This window comes from Salinibacter altiplanensis (assembly GCF_002894645.1).
Lineage (GTDB): Bacteria > Bacteroidota > Rhodothermia > Rhodothermales > Salinibacteraceae > Salinibacter > Salinibacter altiplanensis.
The window spans coordinates 326,998-340,712 of record NZ_NCQY01000002.1 but is presented as its reverse complement, the minus strand read 5'-3'; the positions used below and the strand labels follow the sequence as shown (position 1 = coordinate 340,712).

Below are 13,715 nucleotides of genomic sequence, written 5' to 3'. Positions count from 1 at the left end.
CAACGGGCGATTGCGCACATCCAGCCGTGCGGATCCGCACACTGCCCCCGTTCCCATCGTCGATTCTCGGCGCCAGAGGCCACCTGCCAGTGGTGGAACGTCCGTTGCACGGCATGTTCTTGCAGTGATGCCTGCCCGTAGCATTGTGTGTCGCCCACCCCTTTTGCATTTATGGTTCCTCAGGACTCCACGTCCACCAACGGCGCCTCTTCCGATGAATCGTCCTCGTCCGGCTCTCCCCTGATAGGCGGCGGTCCACACTCCTCCGGAGGCACGGGGGAAGGCATCGACCGGAAGATTGAGACGTCCCTCTTCACGCCCCGGCGCATCGGGATCGGTGTGGCGGTGGTGCTGGCCCTTGGGGCGCTGGCGTATGGCGTGTGGACGACCGCCACGGGCGGGCAAGTCTACAACGTAGACCGCGACAAGGTAACGGTCTCGACAGTGCAACAGGACGACTTTCAGGAATTTATCGCCGTCACGGGCACGGCCGTTCCGGAGCAGACCGTGTATCTCGGGGCCGTGGAGGGGGGGCGGGTCGAGGAGATTTACCTCGAAGAAGGGACGATGGTTGAGAAAGGAGAGCCCATCCTGCGGCTCTCGAACAACGACCTGCGCCTCCAACTGGCCCGCACGGAGGCCCGGCTTTCCGAGCAACGGAGCCGCATGCAGCAGATTCGGATGGACATGGAGCAACGGCGACTCGGGTTGCAGCGGGACCTGGCACAGATCCGGAATCAGGTCCGGCAACTGGAGCGGCAGCACCGACGCCAAAAGCAGCTCCACGAGCAGGACCTGATCGCGGACCAACAGTTCGAGCAGACTCGAGACGACCTGCAATACCAGCGGCGGCGGCTGGCGCTCACCCGTTCGGCCTACCGGCAGGACTCGCTCACGTACCAGACTCGGCTCGACCAGCAGCGCAGTCAGCAGCAGCGGCTCGACGATCGCTACGAGACGATACAGGAGGCCGTCCAGAGCCTCACGGTACAGGCTCCCATCGACGGCCAGGTGACCTCGCTCAACGCGGAGCTCGGGCAGATCATCGGCGCCGGCACGCGCGTCGGTCAGGTCGACAAAATCGGCCGCTACGAGCTGCGCGCCCAGATCGACGAGTTCTACATCGAGCGCGTGCGGCACGGGCAAACGGCCACGACCGACGCCCTCGGGGACACGACGCACACCCTTACCATCGATCGGGTCTATCCGGAGGTGGAAAACGGCCAGTTTGAGGTCGATCTGGCATTTGGGAGCGATTCCCCTCCCGCCGTGCGCCGGGGGCAGACCGTACGACTGAAGCTGGAGCTCGGACAGCCGAAAGCGGCGACCCTCCTCGCCCGCGGCGGCTTCTACCAGAGCACCGGGGGCAACTGGGCCTACGTGCTTACCGAGAGCGGCGACGATGCCGTCCGAAAGCCCATTCGCCTCGGCCGCCAGAACCCCAACCACTTCGAGCTGCTCGGCGGGCTGGAGCCCGGCGACAAGGTCATCACGAGCAGCTACGATTCCTTCGGGGATGCCGACCGGCTCTCACTGGAATAGCGGTGTTCGTGTGTTTGGGTATCGTTGTGTTCATTTGAGGAGCACCGCAATTCCAAGTCGATCAAATTGCTATGCCAAAGATTGAGCGATTCGAGGACCTCCGATGCTGGAAGAAAGCCCGCGAATTGACGAGTGAGGTGTATGACCTGATCAAGGAATCAGGGGTCTCCAACGACTATCGACTGCGCGATCAGCTTACAGGGGCGGCCGTCTCTACAATGTCGAATATCGCCGAAGGATTTGCCCGGTACAACAAGAAGGACTTCATCCGCTTCCTGGATTACGAGCAGAGTTCTGCCGCCGAAGTCAAGAGTTTGTCGTATGTCGTCCTTGATCAGGACGTTGGGTACCGTGAACGGGTTGAGGAAATTCAGGAGGACAGCGAGGTTTGTCAGCGAATGATTCTCAGCCTCTTGAAGCACGTCCGGAGTACGATTCCAAACTCCTCCGGGGAGGCGAAAGAGCCTACTTTGCCCTTTGAGACAGACGGGGGATTCACTCCCGAATGGTCCCTCCCCGATCGCCACGTCGACATCGGTTCGTCATCACCTGAAAGGGAATAGGTCAACCTTGGCCCCCAGCATCTCATCACTCAGTTCCCCCAGCCCCCGAACGCTCCAGCACTCCAACCCCAACACACCATGATTCAGACCGAAAACCTCAAGAAAGTCTACCGCACCGACGAGGTCGAGACCTTGGCCCTCAACGGCGTCCACGTCGAGATCGACGCCGGCGAGTTCGTCTCCGTCATGGGCCCGTCCGGCTGCGGGAAGTCCACCCTACTGAATGTTCTGGGCCTGCTCGACACCCCGTCCGAGGGCCGCTACGCATTCGACGGGCAGGAAGTGGGCGATCACTCTGAGCGCCAGCGCGCCAAGCTGCGGAAGGGCAACATCGGGTTCGTCTTCCAGAGCTTTAACCTGATTGACGAGCTCACGGTCTACGAGAACGTGGAGCTGCCCCCCCTCTACCTCGATATCCCCTCGGCGGAGCGCGATGAGCGCGTGGAGGCGGCCCTCGACCGCGTCCAGATCGCCCACCGCCGCGACCACTTTCCCCAACAGCTCTCCGGCGGCCAGCAGCAGCGCGTGGCCGTGGCCCGGGCCGTCGTGGCCAACCCGAAGCTCATCCTGGCCGACGAGCCGACCGGAAACCTCGACTCGACCAACGGCGCGCAGGTGATGGAGCTGCTCTCGGACCTCAACGAGGCAGGCACCACCATTGTGATGGTGACCCACTCCCCCGCCGACGCCGAGTACTCGGCCCGCACCATCCACCTGTTCGACGGCAAAGTCGTCTCCGAGAACTTCATTGAGCAGGAGTACGCCGCGCACCCTGGGGCGTAGAGGCTCCATGCTGGTCGGTCCTTGTAGAGAGGGCCGCTGCGACCCGAGTCGTCCAACGTCAGCACCAATCCAGCCGCGGGGGTTTATGGACCCACCCTTCAACTCACATGCAACCAGGCGATTATGCTTCGCAACTTTCTGACCGTTGCCGTTCGGAACCTCCGCCGAAATGGCGGTACCACGGCCATCAACATTTTTGGGTTGGCTGTAAGTCTTGCTGTGGTCCTGCTCGTGTTGCTGTTTGTTCGAGAGCAGTGGCGGATTGATCGTTTTCATTCGGCATCGGATCGCATCCACCGCGTCACGACCCTCCGGATGAACGATGGGGCGCACTTCGCGACCGCTCCTACTCCGCTGCCGACTGCCCTTCGCGAGTCGGCTCCCGGAATTGACGCCGCTACGGCCGTCGATCAATACGGCGACACGTTCGTCGTGCGGGGGGACACGAGCCTCGGGGTGGAGGCGATGAAGGTGGACGCCTCTTTCTGGCAGGTCTTCGACGGGTTCCAACTCCGGGCGGGGAGTAGGGAGAGGCTTCTGGCACAGCCGCACACCGCTGTGGTGACCCTAGAAATGGCCCGCCGCCTCTTTGGGACCGACAACCCGGTGGGGAGGACATTTTTGCACGAAGGGGAGACGGAGTATACCGTCACGGGGGTGCTCGCCCCGCCCGACGGGCCGACACATGTGGGGGGGGATGTGTTCCTATCGCTCACTGACGCTTCGTCTGCTGGGGGAGACGCAGATGCCTGGGGGGATGTCTACTCCCAGTGGACGTACGTGCGGCTCGCGGAGGGAACGTCTGCGTCCGACTTGGAGGCTACGGCAGGAATTCTTTTTGAGCGCGGTGCCCAGCCGGAGGACGCATCGGACTATCAGCTTTCTGTGCAATCCCTCGCGACCCTTCGCTTTGGGCCGCGCCTCTGGAATGAAATCGCCGGCCGACTTACTCTTTCCGGATGGACCTTCTGGTTTATCGGAGGGCTGGCGGCCGTTCTTCTGATTGCTGCGGGATTCAACTACGTAAGCTTGTCGGTGGCTCAATCACTACGGCGGGCGCGGGAGGTGGGGGTGCGGAAGACCCTCGGGGCTCAGCAGTCGCAACTCGTCGGTCAGTTTTTGGGCGAAGCCATCGTGACGGCCCTCTCGGCCTCAGTTGTGGCGACGATGCTGCTCGGGGGGTTTGTGCCGCTCTTTAACAATCTCTATCTCTTGGACCTCTTGGAGATTCCACCGCTGGATTTGAACCTGCTGTTGGATCCGGCGGTCATAGGGCTCATTGCGCTTACGGGCGTGGTCGTGGGCCTTCTGGCGGGCGCCTATCCGGCGTTCGTTCTGTCGTCGTATCGTCCGGCACAGACGCTCCGAGCCCAAGGGGATTCGTCGAGGGGGGGAGGCTCGCAGCGCCTCCGTAGCGCTCTCATCGCAGTCCAAGTGGCCGTCACGCTGTTCCTCGTGGTCACGGCTACGACGATGCTGCGTCAGACATGGCACATGGCCACGGCCGACCATCAACTTCGCACGGATCGGGTGGCGAGCGTCGCCCTCCAAGACGTGCCCTACGACACGTTTCGAGACGCAGTCGATGATCTGCCAAGTGTACAGGACGTGGCGGCGATCAACAACCTGATGCTGGGTCCCAGCAGCTATGACACTCGATACCTTCGGTCCAGTCTCGTGGAGACCCCGATCAAAACGGTCTCATTTGCGGTGGACACGAGCTTCGTTGCTCACATGGGGCTGACCCTTCGGGCGTCAGTATCGAACTGGGATCGTGCCTACGTACAAGGGGATGGTGTTCTTCTCAACCAGGCGGCTGTGGAGAAGCTTGGATTCGACAGCCCGAGCGCGGCGCTCGGGGCCGAAATTACGGAAGACAGGTCGGAGACGTCAGGGGTGGGGCGAACTGTCGTGGGGGTCGTCGACAACTTTGAGTATACGGGGACGGGAGAGGTGTATGGAGGGGGCCTCGCCGATCCAGAAGGTCCCATGATGCTCTATGCCAACGCGCGACACTATAAGTACGCTCTCGTTCGGGCGGGGAGCGACGATCTGGCAGTCCTTCGTGGCGATTTGAAGGACGCCTGGACGGAGCGCTTCGACACACTACATCCGTTCGAGTTTCGCTACTACGACGACATCGTGCGGATGCGGTACGGGCCCCTCCAGGATGTGGCGTACCTGACCGGCGGCGTCGGCCTCCTCACGATTCTCATCGCTGCACTTGGGCTATTGAGCCTAGCCACCTACCAGGTGCAGACCCGCACAAAAGAAATCGGGGTGCGGAAAGCCCTCGGGGCCAGTGTCACCGATGTCGTGGTGCACCTGTCGTGGCCGTTTGCCGTGCTTCTAGTTGGCACGGCTCTCGTCACCACGCCCATTGCGTGGGTCGTGAATCACGGGTGGCTGCAGTGGATGCCGGATGCCGTGGACGTGGAAGGGGGAATCGTTGTCCTCTGCGTCGGTGCTGTGGTCGGGGTGTGCCTTGTCACGATTGGGATGCAAACCGTTCGGGCCGCCCGCCTTGACCCGGCGACCACGCTGCGGGACGAGTGATCACAGAGGGGTTGCCGAACCTTCTGTTTAGCATTTCTCAATCAGCAGAAGCCCATGATCCAGAGCTACCTCAAGACCGCCGTTCGCACCCTGTGGAAGCACCGGGGCACCACTGCCATCAACGGAATCGGGCTGGCCGTTGGCCTCGCCGTAGCGCTGCTCGTGCTGCTGTTTGTGCGCCAGCAATGGCGGACGGACCGCTTTCATTCGGACAGCGAAAAGATCCACCGGGTCACCGCGCAGGTCCAAAGCGAGGGGTATCATCACGCCACGGTCCCGCAGCCGCTCCCGACGGCCCTTCGGGAGTCGGTTTCGGGCCTCGACGCGGTCGCTTCCCTCGACCCGGACGAGGAGAGCTTCATCGTGGACGAGAACGAGAGCCTGACCGTCCAGACCATAGAGACCAGCGATGCGTTCTGACAGGTCTTCGACGGCTTTCGGTTCCAGGCCGGCACGAAGAGCAACGCGCGGTCGCGCCCCCGCACGACGGTCGTGTCTTCGGAGACGGCGCGGCAGCTGTTTGGCTTCTCGAACCCCGTGGGCAAATCCTTTCAGCACGAGGGAGAAACCTCATACACCGTCGTCGGGGTCCTCGCTGCCCCCGACGGGCCCTCGCACGTGACGGCGGACGGGTACCTGTTCGCCACGGAGGAGTCCGCCGCCGCCTCCGACCCGGACGCCTGGGAGCAGTTTACACGCAGCACACGTACGTGCGGCTCGGCGACAACACGACGCCCGCCACCCTCCACACCGCAGCGGTCACCCTGTTTGAGAACCGGGCTCGGCCGGAGGCGACCGACGGTCTTCGCCTCGGGGTCCAGTCGCTCGACAACATGCGGTTTAGGCTGCGTTGCTGCTCTGGCGCCAAGCGACCGAAGCAGGCCGCCGCCCCCAGCATGGGTTTCCCTCGCGGCAGCACCGCCAAGAACAACTGCGCCCCGGAGCCCCTCTCCCATTACAGCATGAGCCCTCGCGACCGTCCGCTTTCGTCGAGAAATCCAACTGGGAAAAGCGTAAGGGATCTGCCCGTATCTCTTTGACGATGCCCGACGGTTTCCCGCACGTTCATCCCTCAGCAATGCATAACGTTGACGCCCCAGACGTTTCAGAGAAGACACAAAAAAGCCCGCCCTGATAGATAGGGCGGGCTCAGAGTTGAGGTTGGGATTTGGCCCTATCACGGACCTAGAACTGGATGAATCGTTGAGAATCTGTTGGGGAGTTGTCTATGGCCTACGATTTTGCGGATCTCGTATAGAACGGGCTTTGCACTCGCCCAGTGGCTCACCAGGGGCGTGACTTCGCTCTTGCTCAGTCCCCGCTACAGGACTCGGGCGGTCCCTGTTCGTACACGTCACCCACTGTGTCTCGGGCTCAATACCATCTACCACATCAGATTCCAACACGTGCACGGAGGCCTCAGCGGCTTCTCTCGCCATTCGGCTGAAGCGCGGGAGAAGCATCACCGGCTCCGAAGACCTTTATTTTCTCAGAGCCGTCTTCACTCACGAGAAACTTGCCGTTCTTCGTCGTCTTCAGACGGTAGATTTCACCTCCGGCATCAGCACCACTAACGGGCGCCCAGGCATCTCCTTCTACGGTAACCTTCGAGTAGAACGGGTAGCTGGTGCCGTAGATACGGGCGTTCGTCAAGTACTTCGCACTGGCATCCGCATTTTCGAGTGCGTTGTCAACTGCCGTCTTCATGTCGGGCTGCCCAACGAGAAAGGTCCCATCTGACCCCTCCGTGGAACCGACTCTCTGGTACTCATCATCCATGTTCACGTTTTTCGTGGACACCGTCGTAAAGTCCCCAATTCGCGAAGTGCATCCAGCTGCAAGGACAGCGGCAAACAAGAAAGCAATAGCTGCTTTGATACGATACGTCATAGCTTACATTTGCTTGGATAGAATAGAGTCTACAGCGCACCCATAAGTATACCCCTGTGTGGCCGAGAGTCCCAATCAGTAAATTTGAATTTTTCGTTATGGAACCAACGGAGAAACAAATTGCCGCGTCTGTGGTGCGGAGGCTCTCCTTAAGGAGCATTCAGAAGCAAACTGCCTCCACTGACAACATGGCCCCTGCCTGGCTCAATCTTTTGATGAGCAAGCCCCCTGCCGAACGTACCAGGATGCTCATCTGATCGTCATGTTTTCTTGGACGTAAGCTTGCCATTTTGGGATTCGTCAGGGAAAGCTCCCCAACCACATATGGGAAGACTGACGCTCTTCCTCGGTAAGGGGACCCTCTTCTTTGCACCTTTTCAAAAGACCGGGGCCGACGAGTCGCAGTTGGGAGCCGTATCCGTTCCACTCGAAGCCTTGCGAGTAGATTTCTCTTCTACCTGCCCATCCTTTCGGGCGCTGCTCGTAGAAGCGTTCGGAAGACCGTCGGCACCGCGGCGGAACCGATGGTGGGCGGACCACCAAGGACGTCCTGCGACTGGTGAGCCGGGCCATCGGTGCCCACGGCGTATGTGAGCTCGACACGGTGGCTCGACACGATTGCCCATCACCTTGACCTCGGTTCCGGTGTATTTCTCTGAGCCAGTGCAGGGGCACTCCTTGTGGCCTTCTTCACAGTGGGCGTGCAGGCCCTCCCCGTGCCGCTCGCGTCAATCCTACCACGGTCCTGCGCACCGAGTAGCCCCTGGCGACCTTGCTCATCCGCGGCGCCCTTCGACCTGTGGTTCCAACAGCTCAGGATACTCTACCTCAATGTCTGCCTCCAAGTCGGGATCGAGCCGAGCCCCAAAGAGGGTCTTCACGTCGGCGAAGGTCTGGGCGGTGGCGTTCCGGATGCCTCTGAGATCCGCCCCGCGGAGATCCGCCCCCACGAGCCTCGTCTCTTGCGTCTCCTCCGACGACACCACGCCCGCGAACACCCCGAAGTGCGCCTCGGAGAGATCAGCCTTTCGGAGGTGTGCCCCCGTAAAGTCCGCGGTCCCCAAGTACGCATCCGACAGGTTCACACTTTGGAGATCGGCGTCGGCCAGGTCGGCCCTATGCACCGACGTTTCCGAAAGATCGGCATCCCTCAAGTCCGCTCTGCAGGTAGGCATCCTTTAGCGTCTCTGGAGGAGTCTTTTCCTGGTTCAGTCGCCGGATGTTTCCTACAATCCGGTACGTTGCCATCTCGTGCTCCCAGCCAAGGAGGTCGTTGATGGCGTTCGTGTACTTCTCAATCCGGCGTCTTCGTTCGGCCTTCTGGTCGAACCACAGCAGAAGGCAGCCAAACAGCAGCAGGTCCAGCAGCACGCCGTGTGCCTCGGCGAGAACATTGAGGAGAAATTCGGGCTCGTTTAGCCAGTACTCCAGCGACAACGGAATCACAAGTCCCGCCCCAATGAGGAATACGAGGAACGACAGGAGCACGGGACGCTCTACTCGAAGGGGGGCAATTGTCTCCTCGATGAGGTTTCGGGAAAACCAGTTGCTCCAGGAAGAGGGGACTTGAGATGGCATAGACACACGTTGACAGTGGGCACGATCAGTCTGGTCAGGTTGATACCACGGTGCGAATTTCCACAGGGGCTGAATGTTTGCTAAGCATGACCCACGAGGCGACCAGTGTACGCAACCTCCCCGATCCATTGTCGTCTACATTTTCCCATGCTCCCGTCATTGCCCACTCTCCCGATCATTTCCGACCGCCAGATCTGGTGTATCGCCGCCGGCCTCGTCGCCGTCGACCTGCTCTTATTCGTGGTCCCCATCGTCCCCTTCCTGGCGGCTTACGTCCTCGTCGTACGTCCCGACTGGTTCAAGGAGTTCATTGACGACGTGTACGACCGGACGGCATCCCACTGAAATCCGCTGAACAGTTGTTGACCCTTTCTTTTCGACGCATTTCTTTCAATAACGGATTATCCTTGACCAATCTTCCCCGATGCCCATGTCTCTGAGCGCCCACCGCGTCGCCGTTCTCGTTGACCGCTCGTTTGAAGACCTCGAGTTTTGGGTCCCTACCACGCGCCTCCGCGAAGAAGGCGCCGAGGTCGTGGTCGCCGGCCGCGAGGCCGACGTCACGTTCACCGGCAAACACGGGCTCACGGCCACGACGGACACAGCCGTCGGTACGCTGGCCCCCGACCGCCTCGACGGCGTCGTCGTCCCGGGCGGCTGGGCCCCCGACAAGCTCCGCCGCGACGAGGACGTGACCGACCTCGTGCGCACCCTGGATGCACAGGAGAAAATCGTCGCGCAGATTTGTCACGCCGGCCTCGTCGGCATCTCTGCGGGCATCGTGGAGGGCCGCCGGGCCACCGGCAGCACAGGCATCAAGGACGACCTCGTGAACGCGGGCGCGGAGTGGGTCGACGAGGCCGCGTTTCAGGAAGATCACCTCGTGTGGGGCCGCGTCGTGAAGGACATTCCAGCCTTCTGCCGGACCCTCATTCGGGCCCTCCGGAACGCGTAGACGCGCCGCTCGGGCAACAATCCCCCAACGACAAAAGGGGCGGCCGGACAAACGGCCACCCCTTCAGAAAACGCAGGTCGGACCCTTCAGGACCCGTGTGGAAACGCTACTACGCCGTCACAACCTCGTCGTAGTTGTCACCGACGGCGTTCCAGTCGACGACGTTCCACCACTCGTCGACGTAGGTGCCACGCTCGTTCTGGTAGTTCAGGTAGTAAGAGTGCTCCCACACGTCAATTCCAAGGATGGGCGTATGTCCGTCCAACAGCGGATTGTTCTGGTTGGGCGTGCTGGTAATCGTGAGGTCGCCGTTGGGCTGCGCCACGAGCCATCCCCAGCCGCTGCCAAACTGCCCGGTTGCAGCGTCGGCAAAGGCCTCCTTGAAGTCCTCGTAGGACCCACAAGCGTCGTGGATGGCGTCGGCAAGGTCGCCGTCCGGCGTGCCCCCGCCGTCCGGGGACATGGTGTTCCAGAAGAGGCGGTGGTTGTAAAATCCGCCCCCGTTCTGGCGCACCGACGTCTGAACGTCCGCCGGGAGCGAGTCGAGACCAGCAAGAAGCTCTTCGATCGAGTGCTCCTGGAGGTCGTCGTGTCCGTCCAGAGCGTTATTCAGTTTTCGAGTGTACCCGGCATGGTGCTTGTCGTGGTGGATCCGCATCGTTTGCTCGTCAATGTGCGGCTCCAGGGCGTCGTAATCGTACGGCAGTTCGGGAAGCTCAAAAGCCATAAGCCGTCGGGGGGTTGGTTGGAGAATGCACTAAGGTTTGTTGCTGCTTTCCTGCGTTTGCAAACGCCTCATTCCACAAAGTTGTTTTGGCTTCCCCAAGAGTTCGCCCACCTCAACGATCTGGTTTTTTCCACAGAGTTGTGGGGCACTGGTCGTGACTCACCCCAGAAGGGCGCGCAGAAAGGCCGTTCCGGCCCAGAGGAAAAAGGTGGCGTAGAGGAGGCCACTGCCCCATTTCCACCGCTTCGCGATCGTCTCTCGGCCCTGCTGGGTCAGCACACGGCCGTACGCCGTACAGCCGCCGGCACATCCGAGAAGCCCCAGCCACGTGGCGTTGCGGTACTGCTCAGCCAGGAGCATCACGCCAATTCCGAAGAGGAGTCCGGCGTAGAGCGCCGCGATGGCCGTCCAATTCAGGCTCGGTTCAGAAGCGGATGGCGAGGCAGACACAAAGGACAACGTGCGGGTGAGGAAACGTGTGCGGGGGGGGCTACAGGGAACCCACTCATGAGCCCGACGGCTCTTCGACGATCTGTCGCGAGGTTCCGTCCACGGCAAGCGCGAAGTCCGCCCCGAAGGCAGTGGACGGCGTCTGGTACCCAGAAGGGGCCGTTCCATCGAGGACGCGCTGGAGGGCTTCCGCCGCGGCCCGCGCCGTAAAAGCATAGGCTTCCGGCCCGTGGAGCCGGGCAGTCGTGGTGTTCCCCCCCGGCCCTCGTGCCGACGCCCAGACCACGGTGCGGCCCTGTCGGCGCTCCTCGGCGGTCGGCCCCGGGCGGCGCTGCTCCACGAGTCGCTTCAAAAGCTGCTTCAAGGGCGGCCACGCCAGAACCCCTTGCACGTGTCGGCTGGCCCGGAGCAGCGACTGCACGAGGAGCGGCACGGCGATGTAGGCGGTCACGTTGGGCACATCGGTCGACGCCCCGCTCGTTACGACACTGCCCTCGGGAATGGAGGTGACCCCACGGCGGCGATCCCCAAAGTCGACGTTTCGGCTGGTCCATCCGGGCGGTACGTCGTGGAGCCGTCCGTTCCGGCGTACCACCCCGCCCCGCCCCATCTGCTCGATCAGCGTCTTGAGCGTCCCTCGCGAGACCGTCCCGTCGGCGTACAGCGCCACCTCGAGGGCATCGGCGTGGGGGGTCTGCCCCGCCACGAATCGTGACAGGCAGTCGCTCGGCACCACGTCGAACCCAATTCCGGGAAGCAGCATGCAGCCCGCGGCCTCGGCCTCCGCGTCGCGATCAGCGAGCCTCCGAAACACGTCCACCTCCCCCGTCAGATCCAGGTAGTGCGTCTCCTCCTTCAGGCAAGCGGCAATCATCGGCGGGGCCGTGTGGACAAACGGCCCCGCACAGTGGAGCACCACGGAGACACCGTTCAGGGCTGCCCGCAGCCGCTCCGGCTCCGAGAGGGATGCGGTTCGGGTCGGAAGGTCCAGGGCTGCCCCCAGCTCTCCCAGTCGATCGGCGTCGCGGCCCGCCAGCACGGGCTCGAGCCCTCGGTCGACCGCCGCCCGGGCGATGAGTCGTCCCGTGTACCCGTAGGCCCCGTAGATGAGTGCAGACATTCGCGGTTCTGGTCTGGTTTGAGAAGGGAAGTCACGAAGCGGACTTCGGCGCGACGGCCCGGAGTCCCAACTCCAGGGCCCGAAACTGGAGGTGCATCGCCGTATCGAGCGGGACGGGGTGAATGTCGAACGGGGCGAGCACCTCGTCGACGTCCTCTCCCCGATCGAGCCGCGCCTTCACGTCCGGCAGGCGCTTCCGGAGCTCCAGGTACCGGGTCGGCCGGTGCCCATCGCCCCCCTCCCCACTGATCAGAAACAGGGGAACCTCTGTCACGAGGGAGAGCGGGTCTCCGCCCAGCGACGCGACAAACTCCATCGAGCTGTCGTGAAACCGATCGGCCATTGCAGAATCGCCCTGGGCCCGAAAGTACGTCCGCATCGCGTCCCCACGCGGGGTGGTCTGGAAGCCCGGCTCGATCCAGAAGAATCCCTTCTTCCCCTTCCGGTTGTGGTCGTGCAGAGGCAGCCCCTCCGCCGCGGCCGCGGCCGCAAAGTCGTCCCGGAGCGCCTGTGTGCGGAAGGTCCACGGCCGGTTGATAAGCAGCATCACGCCCTCCCCGGCCGACATACCATGTAGGCTGGCGTGAAGATCAAGCGGCCCGTGCTCGCGAAGAAAGGCCGAGACGTGGGTGTTCTCGGGGCGCATATCGGGAAAGCCGTACTCCATGTCACGCCCGGGTGGTTCCCGAACGGCCTCTCGCAGGTACGCCTCCAGGTCCGGCCACGCCTCCATCCACGCCCGGTTGCGCGCCTCCCCATCCGGGTTTGTGTGTGGCACGACCACAAACTGGAAGCGCCGGAGCAGCGGCTCCATTTCGTTTCGCTGTGCCAGTCCGTTGACGAGCAAGGACCGGAGGGTCTCCGGGCCAACGGGCTCGTCCGCGTGGTTGCCGGCAATGAGGCTCACCGTGATTGGGCCGGTCCCCATCACCGCCCCGTAAAGGGCCGTCCCGTCCTCACTCGGCCCCAGCTCGTGGAAGGTCGCGACGTCTGGGTGCTGCGCACAGGCCGTCTCAATCGGGGAGCGGACCGCACGGTGAGTGCGCAGGGTTGGGGCGTCGTCAACGAGGCTCGCTAGCGAAAGGGGCATGCGGACGCAGATGGATCATTCAACGACACGAGAATTCTTGGACTGGGGCGCTCCCCCAGAGATCCGCCCGCCTCTTGTGCCATTGCTGGAAAAATTGACTTCGGGTTTTGAAGATTATATAATGGATCGCATGCGGCAGTGCCTCCACGTCTGGTGCCCCCCATCGTGGCGTGCACAACGGACGGCGGGTGCCCTGCCGCACAGCATACGTTCTTTCGACTGACCTTTCAGCAGCACCATGGCAGAGCGCGAAACGGGAACCGTCAAGTGGTTCAGCAACGACAAGGGCTACGGGTTTATCGTCGCTGAAGACCGAGACGAAGATCTGTTCGTTCACTACAGCGAAATTGATACGGAGGGCTTCAAGAGTCTCGACGAAGATGATCGGGTCGAGTTCACGGTCGGCCACACGGACAAGGGCCCTAACGCCCAGGACGTGGTCGTTATCGGATAGGGGTCGG

General features: G+C 62.3%; 15 protein-coding genes and 1 pseudogene. 9 read left to right on the top strand and 7 right to left on the bottom strand.

Annotated features, from left to right (window positions below):
• Positions 1 to 171: 171 nt before the first annotated feature.
• The 6 genes and pseudogenes from B7R93_RS01555 to B7R93_RS16260 form a co-directional block, all read left to right on the top strand.
• Positions 172 to 1,542 (top strand): efflux RND transporter periplasmic adaptor subunit, encoded by a 1,371-nt coding sequence (locus B7R93_RS01555; protein ID WP_103019081.1) that lies wholly within the window; start codon positions 172 to 174, stop codon positions 1,540 to 1,542.
• A gap of 71 nt (positions 1,543 to 1,613) precedes the next feature.
• On the top strand, positions 1,614 to 2,105 hold the full coding sequence (locus tag B7R93_RS01550) for a four helix bundle protein (protein WP_103019080.1): 492 nt from the start codon (positions 1,614 to 1,616) through the stop codon (positions 2,103 to 2,105).
• 78 nt (positions 2,106 to 2,183) lie between these two features.
• Complete coding sequence (locus B7R93_RS01545) at positions 2,184 to 2,888, top strand: ABC transporter ATP-binding protein (RefSeq protein ID WP_103019079.1); 705 nt, start codon at positions 2,184 to 2,186, stop codon at positions 2,886 to 2,888.
• Positions 2,889 to 3,011: 123 nt separating this feature from the next.
• A complete protein-coding gene (locus B7R93_RS01540) occupies positions 3,012 to 5,444 on the top strand; it encodes an ABC transporter permease (RefSeq protein ID WP_103019078.1) in 2,433 nt (810 codons plus the stop codon).
• Between the two features lie 54 nt (positions 5,445 to 5,498).
• On the top strand, positions 5,499 to 5,864 hold the full coding sequence (locus B7R93_RS01535; protein WP_103019077.1) for a hypothetical protein: 366 nt from the start codon (positions 5,499 to 5,501) through the stop codon (positions 5,862 to 5,864).
• Positions 5,865 to 5,888: 24 nt separating this feature from the next.
• Positions 5,889 to 6,410: pseudogene (locus tag B7R93_RS16260) on the top strand (ABC transporter permease); the annotation flags it as partial.
• Positions 6,411 to 6,863: 453 nt separating this feature from the next.
• Here B7R93_RS16260 and B7R93_RS01530 read toward each other — a convergent pair.
• The 3 genes from B7R93_RS01530 to B7R93_RS01520 form a co-directional block, all read right to left on the bottom strand.
• Positions 6,864 to 7,334 carry a hypothetical protein gene (locus tag B7R93_RS01530; RefSeq protein WP_103019076.1) on the bottom strand — a complete coding sequence of 157 codons (471 nt, stop codon included), beginning with the start codon at positions 7,332 to 7,334 and terminating at the stop codon, positions 6,864 to 6,866.
• A 776-nt stretch (positions 7,335 to 8,110) separates the two neighbouring features.
• The gene (locus B7R93_RS01525) at positions 8,111 to 8,458 is read right to left on the bottom strand and encodes a pentapeptide repeat-containing protein (protein WP_157942149.1); all 348 of its coding nucleotides are present in this window, start codon (positions 8,456 to 8,458) and stop codon (positions 8,111 to 8,113) included.
• Positions 8,451 to 8,912 (bottom strand): hypothetical protein, encoded by a 462-nt coding sequence (locus B7R93_RS01520; RefSeq protein WP_103019074.1) that lies wholly within the window; start codon positions 8,910 to 8,912, stop codon positions 8,451 to 8,453. The genes B7R93_RS01525 and B7R93_RS01520 overlap by 8 nt, the downstream gene beginning before the upstream one ends.
• A 147-nt stretch (positions 8,913 to 9,059) precedes the next feature.
• Here B7R93_RS01520 and B7R93_RS01515 point away from each other — a divergent pair, with 147 nt between their 5' ends.
• Together B7R93_RS01515 and B7R93_RS01510 are read left to right on the top strand one after the other, a co-directional pair.
• On the top strand, positions 9,060 to 9,257 hold the full coding sequence (locus B7R93_RS01515) for a hypothetical protein (RefSeq protein ID WP_103019073.1): 198 nt from the start codon (positions 9,060 to 9,062) through the stop codon (positions 9,255 to 9,257).
• 85 nt (positions 9,258 to 9,342) lie between these two features.
• Complete coding sequence (locus B7R93_RS01510; RefSeq protein ID WP_103019072.1) at positions 9,343 to 9,867, top strand: type 1 glutamine amidotransferase domain-containing protein; 525 nt, start codon at positions 9,343 to 9,345, stop codon at positions 9,865 to 9,867.
• Positions 9,868 to 9,976: 109 nt separating this feature from the next.
• On the opposite strand, the gene B7R93_RS01505 is transcribed toward B7R93_RS01510, so the two are convergent.
• The 4 genes from B7R93_RS01505 to B7R93_RS01490 form a co-directional block, all read right to left on the bottom strand.
• On the bottom strand, positions 9,977 to 10,594 hold the full coding sequence (locus B7R93_RS01505; RefSeq protein ID WP_103019071.1) for a superoxide dismutase: 618 nt from the start codon (positions 10,592 to 10,594) through the stop codon (positions 9,977 to 9,979).
• 159 nt (positions 10,595 to 10,753) lie between these two features.
• The gene (locus tag B7R93_RS01500; protein WP_157942148.1) at positions 10,754 to 11,044 is read right to left on the bottom strand and encodes a hypothetical protein; all 291 of its coding nucleotides are present in this window, start codon (positions 11,042 to 11,044) and stop codon (positions 10,754 to 10,756) included.
• 55 nt (positions 11,045 to 11,099) lie between these two features.
• The gene (locus B7R93_RS01495; RefSeq protein WP_103019069.1) at positions 11,100 to 12,164 is read right to left on the bottom strand and encodes a saccharopine dehydrogenase family protein; all 1,065 of its coding nucleotides are present in this window, start codon (positions 12,162 to 12,164) and stop codon (positions 11,100 to 11,102) included.
• Positions 12,165 to 12,195: 31 nt separating this feature from the next.
• Positions 12,196 to 13,254, bottom strand: coding sequence for a M14 family zinc carboxypeptidase (locus B7R93_RS01490; RefSeq protein ID WP_103019068.1), 1,059 nt, complete (start codon positions 13,252 to 13,254; stop codon positions 12,196 to 12,198).
• Between the two features lie 238 nt (positions 13,255 to 13,492).
• Here B7R93_RS01490 and B7R93_RS01485 point away from each other — a divergent pair, with 238 nt between their 5' ends.
• On the top strand, positions 13,493 to 13,708 hold the full coding sequence (locus tag B7R93_RS01485; RefSeq protein WP_103019067.1) for a cold-shock protein: 216 nt from the start codon (positions 13,493 to 13,495) through the stop codon (positions 13,706 to 13,708).
• Positions 13,709 to 13,715 lie beyond the last annotated feature (7 nt).

Bases quoted from the DNA above. Each gene is read 5' to 3' on its own strand.
- B7R93_RS01505 (WP_103019071.1), bottom strand. From the start codon at position 10,594: ATGGCTTTTGAGCTTCCCGAACTGCCGTACGATTACGACGCCCTGGAG.
- B7R93_RS01535 (WP_103019077.1), top strand. From the start codon at position 5,499: ATGATCCAGAGCTACCTCAAGACCGCCGTTCGCACCCTGTGGAAGCAC.
- B7R93_RS01490 (WP_103019068.1), bottom strand. From the start codon at position 13,254: ATGCCCCTTTCGCTAGCGAGCCTCGTTGACGACGCCCCAACCCTGCGC.
- B7R93_RS01510 (WP_103019072.1), top strand. From the start codon at position 9,343: ATGTCTCTGAGCGCCCACCGCGTCGCCGTTCTCGTTGACCGCTCGTTT.
- B7R93_RS01520 (WP_103019074.1), bottom strand. From the start codon at position 8,912: ATGCCATCTCAAGTCCCCTCTTCCTGGAGCAACTGGTTTTCCCGAAAC.
- B7R93_RS01545 (WP_103019079.1), top strand. From the start codon at position 2,184: ATGATTCAGACCGAAAACCTCAAGAAAGTCTACCGCACCGACGAGGTC.
- B7R93_RS01515 (WP_103019073.1), top strand. From the start codon at position 9,060: ATGCTCCCGTCATTGCCCACTCTCCCGATCATTTCCGACCGCCAGATC.
- B7R93_RS01495 (WP_103019069.1), bottom strand. From the start codon at position 12,164: ATGTCTGCACTCATCTACGGGGCCTACGGGTACACGGGACGACTCATC.
- B7R93_RS01485 (WP_103019067.1), top strand. From the start codon at position 13,493: ATGGCAGAGCGCGAAACGGGAACCGTCAAGTGGTTCAGCAACGACAAG.
- B7R93_RS01530 (WP_103019076.1), bottom strand. From the start codon at position 7,334: ATGACGTATCGTATCAAAGCAGCTATTGCTTTCTTGTTTGCCGCTGTC.
- B7R93_RS01540 (WP_103019078.1), top strand. From the start codon at position 3,012: ATGCTTCGCAACTTTCTGACCGTTGCCGTTCGGAACCTCCGCCGAAAT.
- B7R93_RS01555 (WP_103019081.1), top strand. From the start codon at position 172: ATGGTTCCTCAGGACTCCACGTCCACCAACGGCGCCTCTTCCGATGAA.
- B7R93_RS01550 (WP_103019080.1), top strand. From the start codon at position 1,614: ATGCCAAAGATTGAGCGATTCGAGGACCTCCGATGCTGGAAGAAAGCC.